General features: G+C 61.5%; 16 protein-coding genes. 14 read left to right on the forward strand and 2 right to left on the reverse strand.

Translation table 11 applies throughout. From position 1 onward, the window contains the following. Positions 1-73: 73 nt before the first annotated feature. The 6 genes from ACO550_RS14090 (at position 74) to ACO550_RS14115 (ending at position 5,105) form a co-directional block, all read left to right on the forward strand. Positions 74-1,057, forward strand: coding sequence for a tripartite tricarboxylate transporter substrate-binding protein (locus ACO550_RS14090; protein WP_315593170.1), 984 nt, complete (start codon positions 74-76; stop codon positions 1,055-1,057). 4 nt (positions 1,058-1,061) lie between these two features. Further along, positions 1,062-1,838, forward strand: coding sequence for an SDR family oxidoreductase (locus tag ACO550_RS14095; RefSeq protein ID WP_315593169.1), 777 nt, complete (start codon positions 1,062-1,064; stop codon positions 1,836-1,838). 67 nt (positions 1,839-1,905) lie between these two features. After that, positions 1,906-2,436 (forward strand): VOC family protein, encoded by a 531-nt coding sequence (locus tag ACO550_RS14100; RefSeq protein WP_315593168.1) that lies wholly within the window; start codon positions 1,906-1,908, stop codon positions 2,434-2,436. A 32-nt stretch (positions 2,437-2,468) separates the two neighbouring features. After that, the gene (locus ACO550_RS14105; RefSeq protein WP_315593167.1) at positions 2,469-2,975 is read left to right on the forward strand and encodes a cupin domain-containing protein; all 507 of its coding nucleotides are present in this window, start codon (positions 2,469-2,471) and stop codon (positions 2,973-2,975) included. A gap of 110 nt (positions 2,976-3,085) precedes the next feature. Next, positions 3,086-4,084: an aldo/keto reductase gene (locus ACO550_RS14110; RefSeq protein ID WP_315593166.1), complete on the forward strand. Its 999-nt coding sequence runs from the start codon at positions 3,086-3,088 to the stop codon at positions 4,082-4,084. 31 nt (positions 4,085-4,115) lie between these two features. Beyond that, the gene (locus ACO550_RS14115) at positions 4,116-5,105 is read left to right on the forward strand and encodes a tripartite tricarboxylate transporter substrate binding protein (RefSeq protein ID WP_315593165.1); all 990 of its coding nucleotides are present in this window, start codon (positions 4,116-4,118) and stop codon (positions 5,103-5,105) included. A 3-nt stretch (positions 5,106-5,108) separates the two neighbouring features. On the opposite strand, the gene ACO550_RS14120 is transcribed toward ACO550_RS14115, so the two are convergent. After that, the gene (locus ACO550_RS14120) at positions 5,109-6,149 is read right to left on the reverse strand and encodes a substrate-binding domain-containing protein (RefSeq protein WP_315593164.1); all 1,041 of its coding nucleotides are present in this window, start codon (positions 6,147-6,149) and stop codon (positions 5,109-5,111) included. A gap of 157 nt (positions 6,150-6,306) precedes the next feature. Here ACO550_RS14120 and ACO550_RS14125 point away from each other — a divergent pair, with 157 nt between their 5' ends. Genes ACO550_RS14125 through ACO550_RS14155 form a run of 7 tightly spaced genes read left to right on the forward strand, consistent with a single transcriptional unit; the run spans position 6,307 to position 14,040 of the window. Next, positions 6,307-7,203 carry a dihydrodipicolinate synthase family protein gene (locus ACO550_RS14125; RefSeq protein ID WP_315593163.1) on the forward strand — a complete coding sequence of 299 codons (897 nt, stop codon included), beginning with the start codon at positions 6,307-6,309 and terminating at the stop codon, positions 7,201-7,203. Between the two features lie 12 nt (positions 7,204-7,215). After that, positions 7,216-8,805 (forward strand): UxaA family hydrolase, encoded by a 1,590-nt coding sequence (locus tag ACO550_RS14130; RefSeq protein ID WP_485994880.1) that lies wholly within the window; start codon positions 7,216-7,218, stop codon positions 8,803-8,805. Between the two features lie 50 nt (positions 8,806-8,855). Further along, complete coding sequence (locus tag ACO550_RS14135) at positions 8,856-9,848, forward strand: tripartite tricarboxylate transporter substrate-binding protein (RefSeq protein ID WP_315593162.1); 993 nt, start codon at positions 8,856-8,858, stop codon at positions 9,846-9,848. A 59-nt stretch (positions 9,849-9,907) separates the two neighbouring features. After that, positions 9,908-10,900: a tripartite tricarboxylate transporter substrate-binding protein gene (locus tag ACO550_RS14140; protein WP_315593161.1), complete on the forward strand. Its 993-nt coding sequence runs from the start codon at positions 9,908-9,910 to the stop codon at positions 10,898-10,900. 31 nt (positions 10,901-10,931) lie between these two features. Continuing rightward, positions 10,932-11,879: a D-glycerate dehydrogenase gene (locus ACO550_RS14145; RefSeq protein ID WP_315593160.1), complete on the forward strand. Its 948-nt coding sequence runs from the start codon at positions 10,932-10,934 to the stop codon at positions 11,877-11,879. Between the two features lie 48 nt (positions 11,880-11,927). Continuing rightward, the gene (locus tag ACO550_RS14150; protein ID WP_315593159.1) at positions 11,928-12,995 is read left to right on the forward strand and encodes an Ldh family oxidoreductase; all 1,068 of its coding nucleotides are present in this window, start codon (positions 11,928-11,930) and stop codon (positions 12,993-12,995) included. Positions 12,996-13,029: 34 nt separating this feature from the next. Continuing rightward, positions 13,030-14,040: a tripartite tricarboxylate transporter substrate-binding protein gene (locus ACO550_RS14155; RefSeq protein WP_315593158.1), complete on the forward strand. Its 1,011-nt coding sequence runs from the start codon at positions 13,030-13,032 to the stop codon at positions 14,038-14,040. Between the two features lie 23 nt (positions 14,041-14,063). Here the strand turns inward: ACO550_RS14155 and ACO550_RS14160 are convergent, their stop codons facing one another. Continuing rightward, positions 14,064-14,975, reverse strand: a complete 912-nt coding sequence (locus ACO550_RS14160; protein ID WP_315593157.1) for a LysR substrate-binding domain-containing protein — start codon at positions 14,973-14,975, stop codon at positions 14,064-14,066. Between the two features lie 137 nt (positions 14,976-15,112). Here ACO550_RS14160 and ACO550_RS14165 point away from each other — a divergent pair, with 137 nt between their 5' ends. After that, positions 15,113-15,955: a class II aldolase/adducin family protein gene (locus ACO550_RS14165; RefSeq protein ID WP_315593156.1), complete on the forward strand. Its 843-nt coding sequence runs from the start codon at positions 15,113-15,115 to the stop codon at positions 15,953-15,955. The last annotated feature ends 46 nt before the right edge of the window (positions 15,956-16,001 follow it).

Consider the following 16,001-nt stretch of genomic DNA (forward strand, 5'->3'; position numbering starts at 1 on the left):
ATGGATGCCATGCCGCTGGCTAGTGCTGCTTCACTAGTTGCGTGTCACTCAAAAAACATCAGGAGACAGCTTCATGATCGATCGCCGCAGATTCCTGGCCACGCTTGCCGTTGCCGGGGTCGCTCCGTGGTCCACATCGGCTCGCGCAGCCGATGGCGCCTTCCCCACCAAGCCCGTCAAGATCGTGGTTCCGAATCCTCCGGGTGATGCTTCAGACATCATGGCCCGCCTGATCGCAACGGACCTCAGCCAGATGTGGGGTCAGCCCGTTATCGTCGAGAATCGCGCCGGTGCCGGCGGCAGTATCGGCGCGGAGTACGTCGCCCGATCCTCCGGCGACGGCTACACGTTGCTCATGGGTGGTATCGCGTCGCATGCGATCAACCCCGCGCTCTACAAGAGCATCAACTACGATCCGATCCGCGATTTCACCGCGCTGACGCTGGTTGGCACGCTCGCCAATGTGCTGCTCGCACACCCGTCCTTCCCCGCCGACAACCTCAAGCAGTTGATCGACCTGGTGCGTGCCAATCCGAACAAGTATTCATACGCATCGGTGGGCAATGGCACGTCGCCGCACCTGTCAGGCGAACTCTTTTGCGAAATGACCGGCTTGAAGATGGTCCATGTCCCCTACAAGGGAAGTGCCGCCGCGCTGAATGACCTGCTTGCCGGGCAAATCCAGCTAGGGTTCGACAATCTTTCGGCGGGCATTCCGTTCATCAAGGAAAAGAAGCTCAAGGCGTTGGCCGTAACGACCAAGACACGCTCGCCGTTGCTGCCGGCGGTACCGACCATCGGGGAGTCCGGGGTGCCGGGATACGACCTGACCTCATGGGCCGGGTTGTTCGCGCCGGCCCGCCTGCCCAACGCCATCGCGCAGAAAATCAGCAGTGACGTCGCAACGATTCTCCGCAAGCCTGCCGTCGCCGAGAAGCTGCTTACGCTCGGCGTTACCGCCACCCCCAACTCACCGGCAGAGTTCGCCACGTTCCTGTCCGGCGAAGTCAGCAAGTATCGATCCCTGTCCCAGAAAGCAAACCTGCACATCGGATAAGCCCATGCATCGAAGACTCGAAGGCCGCATCGCGGTGGTTATCGGCGGCGGCAATCCGCCGCAAGGACAAAGCAACGGCGGTGCGGCCGCGCATTGCTATGCAAGGGATGGCGCCACAGTCGTGTGCGTCGACATCGATCCTGCTGCTGCACAGCGAACGGTCGACAGCATTCTCAAGACAGGCGGCAAGGCCGTTGCCGCACAAGCAGACGCTGCCAAGCTGGCCGACATCGTCGCCATCAAGGAAATGACGATCGAACGCTATGGCCGGGTCGACATCCTCCATAACAAGGTTGGCACCGAGCATGTTTGCGAACTGGAGGAAATCACCGAGGAACAATGGGATCGCATTCATGACATCAACCTGAAAAGCGTGATGTTCGCGTGCCAGCAGTTCATCCCGCTGATGGTCAAACAGGGCGGCGGCTCGGTGATCAATATCTCGTCGACTGCCAGTATCCGACCAAGTCCCACGACGTTCTATCTCTCCTACAACACGTCGAAAGCTGCGGTCAATCATCTGACCAGGGTTCTCGCACGGCGGTATGCGCGTGACCAGGTTCGCGTGAACGTGATTCTCCCGGGGATGATCCGCACCGAGCACGCAACCAGGCTCTATGCCGATCCCGTGCAAGCGAACATCGAGCGCGATGCGCGTTGTCCCATGGGACGGCAAGGCACCCCCGAAGACATCGGCAATGCCGCCGCATTCCTGGTCAGCGACGACGCCAGGTACATCACCGGCATCGAGTTGCGCGTCGACGGCGCACTTTCCGTCTAGCTGTCGTATCCACCCAGGCGCGCATCTCCATGCCGCCCACCCACACAAATCCGTTCGGAGTCTACAAATGAGTCAAATCTACGCCGGCATTCGCCAGATCGGCTATATCGTGAAGGATATCGAGAAGGCCATGGAGCACTGGTCGCGCGTGCTTGGTGTCGGTCCATGGTTCTATCGTGAAGATGCAACGCCGTCGACTTTCACGTACTACGGCAAGGAATCCACCCCGCCAAAGATCTCGATCGCGGTGGCCAACTCCGACTACATCCAGCTTGAGCTGATTCAACAGCACGATGACGCTCCATCGCTCTATCGCGACTCGCTCAAGGCATCTGGTGGCGATTGCATGCAGCACGTGGCGTTCTGGACCGAAGACCACTACGACGACATGCGCGCCCAGTTGCTCGAAGCCGGCTATGTCGAGGGGCACTCGGGCCAAATGGGCCAGCGTGGTCGCTTCACCTATCTGGTCCACAAGGATTTGCCGAGTTGCGTGATCGAGATCTCCGAAACGCGCGGTGGCAAGGGTGAGTACTTCAAGAAGGTTGCCGCCGCTGCTCAGGAATGGGACGGCAAGGAATCCGTCATCCGCGTCTGAATAACAGTCTCCCGCATCCATCCGGAGTAAGCATGTCCCTACCAAAAGTCGTTACACACCAGGATCGCCTGCTGAGCGTCAACATCCATGATGTGGACGAGTTCCCGGGTTCCGAACCCGGCTCAACCATCATTCCCCTCTTCCTGGACCGCGAGAACGGCATCTGGGTGCTCTATGGAAAGTTCGAGCCGGGCACCCGGCTGCCGCCGCACTTCCATACCGGTACCGTTCATTTCTTCACGACCAAGGGCCAGTGGAACTACGTCGAGTATCCGGACGACCCTCAGACCGCAGGTAGCTACTTGTATGAGCCGGGCGGCTCCGTGCACACCTTCTCGGTTCCAGCCGAGGCCAAGGAAGCAGCGGAAGGATTCATGGTCGTCTACGGCGCGAACGTGATCTTCAAGGATGGCGAGTTCGATAGCGTACGCGATGCCGGTGCGATCGAAGCCGGGATTCTCGCCGCTGCCAAGCGTGCGGGCATTCCGATTCCAAAGTACATCCGCCCTGCTGGCGGCGCGAAGTTTTCCGGCGACTGAGTTTCACGTCGTGAGCGTGGCACGCCACCGTCGGGCGGCGTGCCTGCCACTACCCAAGATCGCACAACAACATTCCCGGCAAGCCGGGAAATCTGCGAGGAGACAATCGAATGGTAAATGCCGCATCTGGCAGACGTCCTCTTGGTCAATCAGCCTTGGCATCCGCACCAATCGCTCTCGGCTGCTATTCGATGAGCAATGCCTACGGGCATCGTGAGGACTCGGAATCCCTTGCTGTCATCCACCGAGCGTTGGACAACGGCATCAACTTCATCGATACCGCCGACTTCTATGGTTGGGGGCACAACGAACAATTGGTGGCTTCCGCAATCTCGGGTCGAAGGCGTGAAGCCATTGTCTCGACCAAATTCGGCTATGTAAAAAACGGCGATGGATTTGCGGTATGCGGAACCCCGGAATACGTACACCAGGCCTGCGACGCCTCGCTACGGCGCCTCGGCGTGGATCAGATCGACATCTACTTTCAACACCGCGTCGACCCGAATGTGCCAATCGAAGAAACCGTTGGGGCCATGGCCGAACTGGTGTCGGCAGGCAAAGTAAAAGCGCTTGGCTTGTGCGAAGTATCGCCCCGCACGCTGCGCAGAGCGTGCAACGCCTATCCCATCGCCGCAATTCAGTGCGAGTACTCGCTGTGGACGCGAGACGTGGAAGCTGAGTTGCTGCAAGAGTGTGACGACCTCGGCGTCTCGCTAATGGCATTTTCCCCACTGGGGCGCGGAATGCTGACGGGCCGCATCCGCACGTTGGACGATCTGGCTGCGGATGACGTGCGGCGGAAGTATCCGCGCTTTTCCGCAGAGAACTTTGCGTGGAACCTGTCTTTGGTGGACAGGCTCGGTGGCATTGCCGAACAACATGACTGCACGCTGGCGCAACTGTCGCTGGCATGGCTCATCCGAAAGAATGCAAACGTGATAGCCATCTGCGGTGCGGATACGCTGGCGTTCCTCGACGAAAACGTCAAAGCCCTCTCCGTCACGCTATCGGATGACGACATCGATGCCGTCGGACATCTTTTTTCGCCGGAGCAGGTCGCGGGCGATCGGTACAACGCCACCGTGATGGCCATGTTGGATCGCACCTGACCATTTCCATGCTAATTCCAGGCAGCAAATCATGAACCACATCATGAACCCCATTACCAGGCGTACCGTTCTCCTTTCCGCAACCCTGGCTTTTCTTGGGTATGCAGGACTCTCTACTGCACAAACATATCCCTCAAGGCCGATCACCCTGGTCGTACCTTTCGCTCCGGGCGGCGTGACCGACAGCGCCGCGCGCCTCGTTGGCAAGAGCCTGGGCGTGCGCCTGGGCCAGCCTGTCGTGGTAGAGAATCGTGCCGGCGGAGGCGGAGCCGTGGCCACTGACTACGTGGAACGAGCGAAAGCCGACGGGTACACCCTGCTCTTTGGCTCGCGAGTCACCCAGATTACGAACCCGCTGATCAACAAGACACGCTTGCCTACGGAAAAGGACTTCACGGCAATCCATACCGTTTGCGATGCCCCCGCGATTATCGTGGTCAACGCGAAAAGTCCGATTCGGGACGTGAAGGGACTCGTTTCCTATGCGCAGAAGAACCCCGGCAAGGTCAATCTCGCAACAGCTGGCAATGGCACGGCAGCGCATCTGGCCGCTCTCGTATTCATGGAGATTACGCACACAAGTCTGACGCATGTTCCCTATCGCGGAAGTTCACCGGCAATTCAGGACCTGTTGGCTGGGAACGTGGATGTGGCGTTCGACTACCCGTCGTCCACGCTGGGCTTTATCCGGGCCGGTTCGCTGCGAGCTCTCGCCTCTTTGAGCGAGAAGCGATTGGCGGTTCTGCCTGACGTTCCCTCGATCTCCGAAGCAGGCGTAAAGGGCGCGGAGAGCGCCAGCTGGCTTGCGGTCTTTGCTCCAGCGAAGACGCCAGCAGAGATCAGCGCACGGCTTACTGAAGCCATGGCCGAGGTAATGAAGGAGCCTGAGGTACAGAAGCGCCTGAACGACCTTGGAACGGTACCGATGGCGGTAGGCGGGAAGGATCTTCAATCCTTGATGAACCGCGAGACCGTGCGTTGGCGGGAGGTCGTTTCGAAAACTCCAATTACGACGGATTGATGGTCACGCGCTGGCGCGCCTGACGATCTCGAAACCAATATCGTGAAGCCGCTCGGGGACCGCCCCTCCAGCGGCGCGCTGCATGATCAGTTCGGCGGCCATCGTTCCCATACGTCGACCATCGATCCGTATCGTGGTTAGCGATGGGCTGGTATCGGGGGCAAACACGAGATCGCCGAAGCCAATCACCGCGAGTTGGCCGGGCACGCTGATATTTTGTTCCTTTGCCTCGATGAGTGCGCCCAAGGCCAGCATGTCGGTACTGCAGTAGACACCGTCCATCGGGATATTCCGCTCCAGAAGCTCTCTCAGGCCGCGTCGGCCGTGACCCAGCGGCGCCGGGGCCGACACTTCCGCAACGGGGAGTTCGCTCTCCGCGCCAATGCAGCCCCGCTCGACCAACCGGCGAGCGTATCCCTTCCTGCGGCGACGCGCCCTTGGGTCGTTGCCGGACACCATGGCCGGCGCCTTGACGCCGCGATCAATCATCAGGTTGGCCACGGTGGCGCCAACCGCTTCGTGTGAAAACCCGATCAGCATGTCGACGGGGTCGTCGGTGAGGTCCCAGGTCTCGACGACGGGAATGCCCGAGGCCGCGAGCCGTTGCCTGGAAACCTCCGACTGCACCACGCGCGTCAGCACGATACCGTCCGGCCCCCGGCTGATCAGGTTTTCGAGCAGGTCCAGTTCATCCGCATCGTCATACCCGCTTTCCCCGAGCATGAGTTGGTACCCCTTGGCGGCCAATGCCTGGGTAAGCGCCTCCAACGTTTCCTGAAACACCGGCGAGGCAATGGATGGCACCAGGGCCGCCACGAGCTTGCTGCGCCCCGACGCCAGCCCGCCGGCAAGCCGATTCGGGACATAGCGCACCTGCGCGATCGCAGCCCGCACATGCGCAACCGTCTGGGGCGGCACGGTTTCCGGACTGTTGAGCACCCGGGACACCGTCTGCGCCGAAACGCCTGCCACATGGGCAACGTCGGCCAGGGTGACGCGCCCCGAACCACGGCGGGTGCGGCGGGGAGGATGACTAACTTCCATGTCTGTCGGCGAGGTGTGACTCATAAGCGGGGAAGATATCACGACCGGGTGTTAGCGCTAAATCTAAGGGGAAACCCCAGCATCGCATCTCCATTTGTTAGCGCTAATATTAGCGCTAACAAATTAGCGGCAACATCAGCAAACACGGAGCAAATTGATGTCCCAACTCTTCAATGGCCTTTTTATCGTCGCCCAGACGCCTTTCACCGACGACGGCGCGCTGGATCTGGAAAGCGTCGACACGCTGTGCGACTTCTATCTCGCCCACGGCGCCGCCGGCCTCACCGTATTGGGCGTGGCCGGCGAGGCGGCCAAGCTGTCGATGGAGGAATCGATTGCGACCGTACGTCGCTATGTCGCACGCGCCCAGGGCAAGCCAGTCATTGCCGGCGTCAGCAACCCCAGCGTGGCCCAGCTCGCGACAGTCACCAAGGAAGTGGTGGCTGCCGGCGCCTACGGCGTGATGATCGCCCCCGCCACCGGCCTGAAAACCGAAGAAGAAATCCTGAACTACTTCGGCGCCGTCTTTTCGCGGATCGGCAACGTGCCGACCGTGCTGCAGGACTTTCCGTTCTCGACCGGCGTCTGGATGTCCGTGCCGACCATGGCCCGCCTGATCGAACGGCATCCGCAGATCCAGGCCATCAAGGAAGAGGACATCCCCAGTGCAGCCAAGATCTCGCGCCTGCGCGCGGCCCTGCCGCATCACGTACCGATCCTGACCGGCAACAACGGCGTGTACCTGCTCCAGGAACTGGCGCACGGCATCGAAGGCCCGATGGCCGGCTTTTCGTATCCCGAGATGCTGTCGGGCGTGCACAAGCTCCACGTCGCCGGAAAGGTACAGGAAGCCCACGACCTGTTCGACACCTACCTGCCGCTGCTGAACTTCGAGAACCAGTCGCAGTGGGGTGTCGCCGTGCGCAAGGAGGTGCTCAAGCGCCGCGGCGCCATCCGTTCGGCCGCCATGCGGGCGCCCGGCCCCGTCCTGACCGCCGCCGACCTGGCCGATATCGACCTGCTGGTCGAACGGCTCGAGAAGAAGCTCAAGTAGGAGGCAAGCAACATGACTCACGAAACGGCCACCGCAGTGCGCCAGGAAGCGTCCGTGCTGGCGACTTCGGGCAAACGCGTCATCGGATCCATCATCCGGCTCCATGCGGCAGACAACGTCGTCATTGCACGCGCCGATATCGCATTGGGCGAGATGCTCGAAGGCGACCGCTACCGGTCTCGCAGCCAGGTACCTGCGGGCTACAAGATCGCCGCGCGTGACATAACGGTCGGCGAGCCAATCCGAAAATACAACGTGATCATAGGCTTTGCGGCGCAGGACATTCCGCAAGGAACAATGGTCCATACCCACAATGTCGAGTTCCGCGAATTCGATCGGGACTACGCCCACGCGCGGGACTACAAGCCGACCCAATACATTGCCGAAGACCAGCGCGCAACCTTCCAGGGCATTGTGCGCGCCAACGGACAGGTGGGCACGCGTAACTACATCGGCCTGCTCTCCACCGTCAACTGCTCGGCCACGGTCATCCGCAAGGCGGCTGACTGGTTTACGCCGGAACGGCTGGCGGACTATCCGAACGTCGATGGCGTCGTTGCATTCGGCCATGCCATTGGCTGCGGCATGGAGATGACCGGCGAACCGATGCAACTGCTGCGCCGGACGCTGGCCGGCTATGCCCGGCATCCCAACCTCGCTGCGGTACTGATCGTTGGGTTGGGCTGCGAGCGCAACCAGATCGCGGGCCTTATGGAGCAGGAAGGTCTGGCGTCCGGTGCCAACCTGAAGACGTTCGTGATGCAGGAAACCGGCGGCACACGCAAGACGATCGAAGCCTGCATCGCTGAAGTCCAGGCCATGCTGCCCGAAGCGAACAATGTCTCGCGCACGCCGGTATCGGCAAGCCATCTGAAGGTGGGTCTGCAGTGCGGCGGTTCAGACGGCTTTTCGTCGATCACCGCCAATCCGGCGCTGGGCGCCGCCATGGACATTCTGGTCCGACACGGCGGTACCGCCATCTTGTCAGAGACACCGGAAATCTACGGTGTGGAACAGACGCTCACGTGCCGCGCGGCAAGCCAGGCGGTCGGCGAGAAGCTCGTGGAGCGCATCCGCTGGTGGAAGGAAGACTACGCCAAGGGTCGTGACGTGCAGATCAACGGTGCCGTCAGCCCGGGCAACAGCAAGGGCGGCCTCGCCAACATCTTCGAGAAGTCCTTGGGTTCGTCGATGAAGGGCGGCACCACGTCGCTGATGGAAGTCTACAAATATGCCGAGCCGGTGACCACCAGCGGTCTGGTGTTCATGGACACCCCGGGCTACGACCCCTGCTCCGCCACAGGCCAGATCGCGGGCGGCGCCAACCTGATTGCCTTTACCACTGGCCGCGGATCGATGTTCGGGGCCAAGCCCGTGCCCTCGATCAAGCTGGCGACCAACACGCCAATGTACTCGCGACTCACCGAGGACATGGACATCAACTGTGGCGAGATCCTCGACGGAACCATGACGCTGGAAGAAATGGGCCAGCGCATCTTCCAGGAACTGCTCGATACCGCGTCCGGCAAGCACAGCAAGAGCGAGGAACTGGGCCTGGGCGACAACGAATTCGTGCCCTGGCAGATCGGGATCATGGGCTGACCCACAGCTCGAACGCAAAGCACCGACGACATAAAGAACTGGAGACAACCATGCATTGCGCACGTCGCAACCGGCTGAAGCAACTGAAGCAACTGGCTGCAGCACTCAGCACCGCTGCAGCCATCATTGCAGCCCCGCAAGTCCTGGCACAGCCGCAGCCCATGCTGATGGTGGTGCCGTTTGGCCCGGGCGGATCGTCCGACATCGTGGCCCGCACCATCAGCCAGCAACTGAGCCAGGAGCTCGGACGCACGGTGGTCGTCGACAACAAGCCAGGTGCCACCGGCGCTATTGGCGCGTCCTCGGTGGCACGCGCGGCACCCGATGGCAACACCATGCTGATTGCCTCGATCGGCGTCTACGCGATCAATCCCGCCATCCAGCCGAACCTGACATACAAGCCCCAAAGGGATTTCACCCTCATTACCGAAGCGGTTCGCACGCCCAACGTACTTGTCACGCACGCCGGCTTTCCTGCGAACAACGTAGCGGAACTGCTCGACATGCTGAAGAAGAAGCCCGGTTCGATCAGCTTCGCCAGCGGTGGCCTGGGATCGTCAGAACATTTGAACACCGAACTGTTCTGGCAGCAGACAAAAACCAAAGGCTTGCACGTGCCGTACAAGGGCTCCGGGCAAGCCGTATCGGACCTGCTTGCTGGACATGCCGACGTCGGCTTCCTCAATCTGAGCGCGGTCTCTGCTTACGTGAAAGCCGGCAAGCTCAAGGCCCTGGCCATTACAAGCGGCGCGCGAAGCCCGCTGATGGCCAACGTTCCGACCATGGCAGAGACCGGCGTCTCGGGTCTTGAAGTGTATTCGTGGCAAGGCGTGGCCATGCCCGCCAAAGTCAGCGCCCAGGCAGCCAGCGCCATCCACGCCGCCGTCGTCAAGACGCTGCGAACGCCAGACATCCAGCAGAAGCTCACAGCCCAGGGATTCGAGGTGGTTGCAAGCTCCCAGCAGGATTTCCAGAAGCATGTGGCGGCCGAAATCGCGCGCTGGAAGAAAGTCGCCGACACCGCGCACGTCACACTCGATTGATGATTTCAATTCAGCGTCCGCACCGTACGGGCCTGCTGAGACAACATTAAGGAGACACCATGGTTCGATTCACCCGCTTCAACCGATGGATGACGGCGCTTGGCGCCGTGGTCCTGGCGCAAGGCCTGTTCAGCGCCAATGCTTCCGCGCAAACTGACTTTCCGAAACAGCCGATCCGGCTGCTCGTCGGATTCCCCGCCGGCGGGACCACCGATGTACTGGCACGCATGGTTGCCGAGAAGTTGTCAACGGCACTGAAGCAACCGGTCGTCGTGGAGAACCAGCCCGGCGCCAGCGGCATGCTGGCCACCGGTAATGTTGCCAAGGCACGCCCCGACGGATATACGCTGCTGTTCGCAAGCAGTACGCACGCGATCTACAAGGAGCTGTATCGCAACGTCAGGTTCGACCCCGTCGAATCGTTCAGCCCCGTTGGGCTGGTGGCGACCACCCCGTATGTCATGGTTGTTCACCCTTCGCTACCCGTCAAATCGGTGGCCGAACTGATCAGCTATGCGAAGAAGCACCCTGACCAGATCAACTATGCCGGCTCGTCGCCCGGTACGGCCCAGCATCTTGGCTGGGAACGCTTCAAACGCATGTCAGGCGCCGACATGCAGTACATCCCCTACAAAGGCTCGACCGATGTCGTGGCGGATCTGCGTACGGGAAGACTGCAAGCTGCGATCGATAACGTGGCGGTGATGCGGCAACACATCCAGGCAGGCTATGTACGGGCGCTTGCTGTCACGAGCCGAAAGCCATCGAGCGTGTTGCCTGGTGTGCCCACCGTCGCAGAATCCGGTCTTGCCGGGTTCGAGGCAGTGGGCTGGTTTGGTGTCTTCGCCCCAACCGGCACCCCCAAAGCGGTGCTCGACACGTTGTCGGGCAACCTGCAAGGCGCCATGCGGGCGGATGGGTTGCGTAACCAGTTCTCGATCCTGGGCGCCGAGCCGCAAAACGGATCCGCGCAGGATCTGCAGAAGCTGTTGGCCGACGAGATCCGCGTGTGGAGCGAGATCATCAAGTCCGCCAACATCACCGCCCAGTAGTCCGCCCAAACCTCCCAGCAGGGGAATACACATGCACAAGGTTGTAGTCGCCAGGCCAATGCCTCGGCGAGTGACAGACTTCGCCCACCAGACGTTCGACGCCCTCGTTGCCGAGCGCGTGCTGTCGCCCGGGGAAACCATCGATGCACTGGAACAGCATGACGCCGAGGGGCTGGTGCTGGGATCGAACATCCGGCTCGATGCGGCCAGCGTGGCCCGGCTGCCGGCAAGGATTCGCGTCGTCGCCACCACCAGTGTCGGATTCGATCATCTGGACGTCCCGGCCTTGAAGGCGCGCGGCATCACCGTGACCTACTGCCCCACGGCAGTCACGGCATGCACCGCGGACCTGACGCTCATGCTGCTGCTCTGCGCAGCGCGCAGGGCCAATGAATACAACGCGCTGATGCGGGCAGGCTGGGGTCGCAAGCTCGGATTCGACGAACTGCTGGGGGTGCGGTTCTCCGGCAAGACACTGGGCATCGCCGGGATGGGACGAATCGGCCAGGCGGTGGCGCAGCGGGCGCGCGGATTCGACATGCAGATCCACTATTACGACGTCCGCCGCTTGCCACCAGAACTCGAACACGGCGCCCTCTACCACGCCGACCTTGACGCAATGCTGCCCCATTGCGAATTCCTGACGCTACACCTGCCCGCCGGCGAGACGCCGCTCATCAATGCCCGGACGCTGGCGTTGATGCCCGACCACGCCATTCTGGTCAATGCAGGACGCGGCAATCTTGTCGACGAGGACGCGCTGGTCAACGCGCTGGCAAGCGGCAAGCTTGCTGCCGCGGGTCTGGACACATTCATGAATGAGCCCAACATCGATGCGCGACTGGCCGGCTTCGACAACGTCTTCATGACGCCTCACATGGGAACCGGCACGGTGGATACGCGCGAAGCGCTGGGCATCCGTGCGCTGGAGAACGTCGCCGCGGTACTGGGCGGCAGGCCCGCGCTCGATCCCCTGTAAAGCCACCTCTCAAACCACGCTACAGACGCCATTGACGCCACTGACGCCATGACCGATCACGATACGCAACGCTATTCATCCGGCGCACTCAGCACTTTCGCCATCGACCTGCTTGCAGCAGCCGGATTGCCCAGGGACCGCGCGCAAGATGTCGCCCAGATCCTCGTGGAAGCCGATGAACTCGGCCACGCGACGCACGGACTGGCGCTACTGCCCTGGTATCTGGACGCAGCAGTCTCAGGCGCCATGACCCTGTCCGGAGAACCTGAGGTACTGGTTGATCGTGGTGCATGTGCTACCTGGAACGGTCGCCGCCTGCCTGGCGCCTGGCTTGCCGTGCGTGCACTGGAATTGGCGATGGAGCGTGTCGGCACGTATGGCACCGTGACCATCGTGATCCGCGAATGCGGGCACGTTGGCGCGCTGGCAACCTATATGGAACGCGCGGCCCGGCGCGGATATGTCGCCCTGATGGCGAGTTCCACGCCCTCGGTCGCAGGCGTCGCGCCATACGGTTCTGCCCAGCCGGTGTTCACACCCAACCCCATTGCGGCGGGATTTCCGACGCAGGCAGATCCGATCCTGCTCGACATCAGCGCTTCGATTACCACGCTCAATCGTGCCAGACAACTCGAGCGAGACGGTCTCAAGTTTCCCGCGGAATGGGTCGTCGACCCGGATGGCAATCCATCCGCCGACCCCGCCGTTGTCGTGAAACAGGGTGGAGCCCTGCTGCCGGTGGGAGGAATGGACCATGGGCACAAGGGGTACAGCCTGGCATTGCTGGTGGAGGCCTTGACCCAGGGACTCTCAGGCTTTGGCCGCGCCGACCAGCCCAAGGGCACAAGTGTCTCTCTTTACATGCAGGTCATCGATCCGACGGCGTTTTCGGGACTGGACACCTTTACGCGTCAGACGCAGTTCGTCGCGGACGCCTGCCGCAATGCACGCCCGCTGCCTGCTGGCAAGCCGGTACGTGTGCCCGGCGACCGGGCCGCTTCCGAAAAGCGGGAAGCCTCACGACATGGTATCGCCCTGCAACAGGCGATCGTCCAGAGCATCGCGCCATGGGCCGGCAAGCTCGATATCGCCTTCCCGGCTCCCCTGCAGAAATAACGCGATGTGCCTCGATGCACGAAAACAAGGAGACATGATGAAACACTTCCGCTCACCCTTGGAGAACCCCGCAGCGATCAGCCGCCGCGAGATGCTCCGCCAATCGCTGGCAATCGCCGCTGGCGCGGCACTCCCGCAATGGGCGCTCGCTGACAACTACCCCTCCAAACCCATTCGCCTGGTGGTTCCCATTACGCCGGGCGGGCCCAACGATCTGGTGGGACGATTGTGGGCCAGCAAGGTATCCGCCGAGTTCGGGCAATCGATCGTTGTCGACAACAAGCCCGGGGCGTCGCATGTCGTCGGAACCGACTACGTCGCGAAGGCAGCGGCCGATGGCTATACGCTGCTCCAATGCTCGTCGAACATGGCCATCAATGCAGTCACGCTGGAGAGCCTGCCTTTCGACACCATCAAGGACTTCGCACCCGTAGCGTTCACCCACACCACCCCGTTGGTGGTGGTCGTGCGATCGGCGCTACCCGTCAAGACCCTGCCCGAACTCGTTGCATACCTGAAGAAGAACCCTGGGGCGGCGAGCTACGGCACCACGGGGCTGGGCAGCCCGCAGCAACTCGCCATGAATCTGCTGGCGCGCCAGACCGGTCTCAAGGACGTAGTGGAGATCGCCTACAAAGGCAGCACGCAGGCACATCCTGACCTGATCTCCGGCCGCATCGCCGTGATGATCGACCCGCTCGCCGCGGTGATGCCTCACCTCAAGGCAGGCAACCTCCGCGCACTTGCCGTGACCACACCGCAGCGGCTTGCCGCCCTTCCCAATGTTCCAACGGTAGCCGAGTCGGGCGTCGCGGGATATGAAGTGGTCAGCTGGGGTGGCGTGTTCGTGCCCGCCAGTACGCCCTCATCAATCATCACGCGACTCAATGCCGCGATCACGAAAGCGATGTCGACCGAAGACACACGCGACAAGCTTGCGACGCTCGGACTTCTCCCTCGCACGGGAACCCCCGAGGAACTGGGCGCGTTCCTCTCGGCCGAAATTACCAAATGGCGGCGGGTCGTCACCCCGGCGAAGGCGTGAAGTAGATCCGGGCGCTTACCGGTCTACTCCCCAAGACCAAGTTGCAACAGCAACCAATCGACAAAGGTTGCGACCTTCGGAAGATGGGCTTCGTTTTGCCGGAAAGACAGGAAATGGGTGTCTCGCGCGATGTGGGCGAATTGATCTTCGCCCACTGCAACCAGGTCGCCTCTCGACAACTCTCTTTCCGCAAGCCGTATGCTCTCCAGCGCGACGCCCATGCCGTCCACGGCCGCTGATATCGCCAGTGCGCCCCGGTCAAATGACGCACGTGGCCGGGTCGGGCATGTCATGCCGTTTGCACCGAACCAATCCGGCCAACTGACACGGCTAAGCTGGGAATCGATCAGCGGCAATTTCTCCAGCTGACTTCGCAGCGGCTCCTCCGGATCGAGCAGTGACGGAGAACATAGCGGAACGATCCGCTCCTTACCCAGGGGACGAACAACCAACCCCGCCCTGGTGTGCGCCGACCCATAGGTAATGGCGACATCAACCTCGCGCGCGTGCGTGAGGTCGATGGCCTCCGCGCCCGAAGACAGCCTGATCGTGATATCCCCATGCGTCTGCATGAACTGCGGCAGCCTTGGCCCCAACCATTTCACGGCAAAACTTGGCGCGCAGTAGACCGCCAGTACCTGTGACTGCGGGGCAAGTGCCACCTCATTGCAGGCAGCCTCAATGACATCGAATACGCGCGAAAGACTTTCCTGAAGCCGCTTGCCCTCTGGCGTGAGTTCCACGCGGCGTGTGCGCCGATCGAAAAGCTTGCGGCTGAAGTACTCCTCCAGCTCTTTCACCTGATGGCTGATCGCCGACTGGGTCAGGTGAAGCTCCTTGGCCGCCAGCGTAAAGCTCTCCAGGCGCGCTGCCGCCTCAAAGGCTCGCAGCAGCACAAAATTAGGCACTCGTCTCATTATCTGTTTGCCATACATGAGTGTGGTTCATGCTTTCATGAACACCCATCGTTTGTCAACGCAGTCCCCGGCAACGACTATGAACACGTACCGCAGGCATCAAACGGGCTTGCGAACACGAATAGTCGCTACAAGTTTTTTACCGAGGAGTTGACATGGCAGCAGTACTCGAACGCGCCCCACAGGTCTTCAACGACCAGGAGCGCACCTCCATTTATCAGCCGGAACAGATGGGGTTGATCTATCCGTCCGTGCCGAAGTTCGCAACGCTGGCAGAAGAGCGCCAGCATCGCAAGGAACGCCTGGTTGCGGCCTGCCGCGCGTTTGCGCTGGAACGTCTGGACTACGGCTTTGCCGGCCACCTGACGGTGCGCGATCCGGAGCATCCGGAACTGTATTGGACCAATCCGATGGCGGTGCACTTTGCGCAGGTGAACGTCTCGAACCTGATCTGTGCGGACCACGAAGGCCGCGTGGTCGAGGGCGACTACGCCATCAATCGCGCTGGCTTCGTGCTCCACGCTGCCGTCCACGAAATGCATCAGGACATCGTGGCCATGTGCCACGCGCACACCGAGTACGGCACTGCCTTCGCTTCACTGGGCAAGGGCATCGAGCCGATTACGCAGGACGCATGTGCGTTCTACGAAGACCACGTGGTCATCGGTGACGAGGCCGGCAAGGTAGCGGTCGAGGTCAAGGGCGGCCACAAGGTTGCCAATGCCTTCAAGGGCGTCAAGGCCGCGATTCACCAGAATCACGGCCTGCTTACGGCAAGCCGTCACAGCATCGAAGCCGCCGCATTCTGGTTCATCGCACTGGAGCGCTGCTGCAAGCAGCAACTGATGATCGAAGCGACGGGCGTCAAGCCCCATCTGGTCACGCCCGAGCGCGCCCGCTACAGCCGCGAACACGTTGGCAGCGACTACATCGGCTGGCTGCACTTCCAACCGATCTGGGATCACCTGCGCCTCAGCCAGCCGGACATGTTCGATTAAGTAATTGCCTTGCCTCGGCAGAGGTCACGCCCGTGACCTTGCAGGC

The sequence above is a fragment of the Cupriavidus sp. genome (assembly GCF_057315035.1).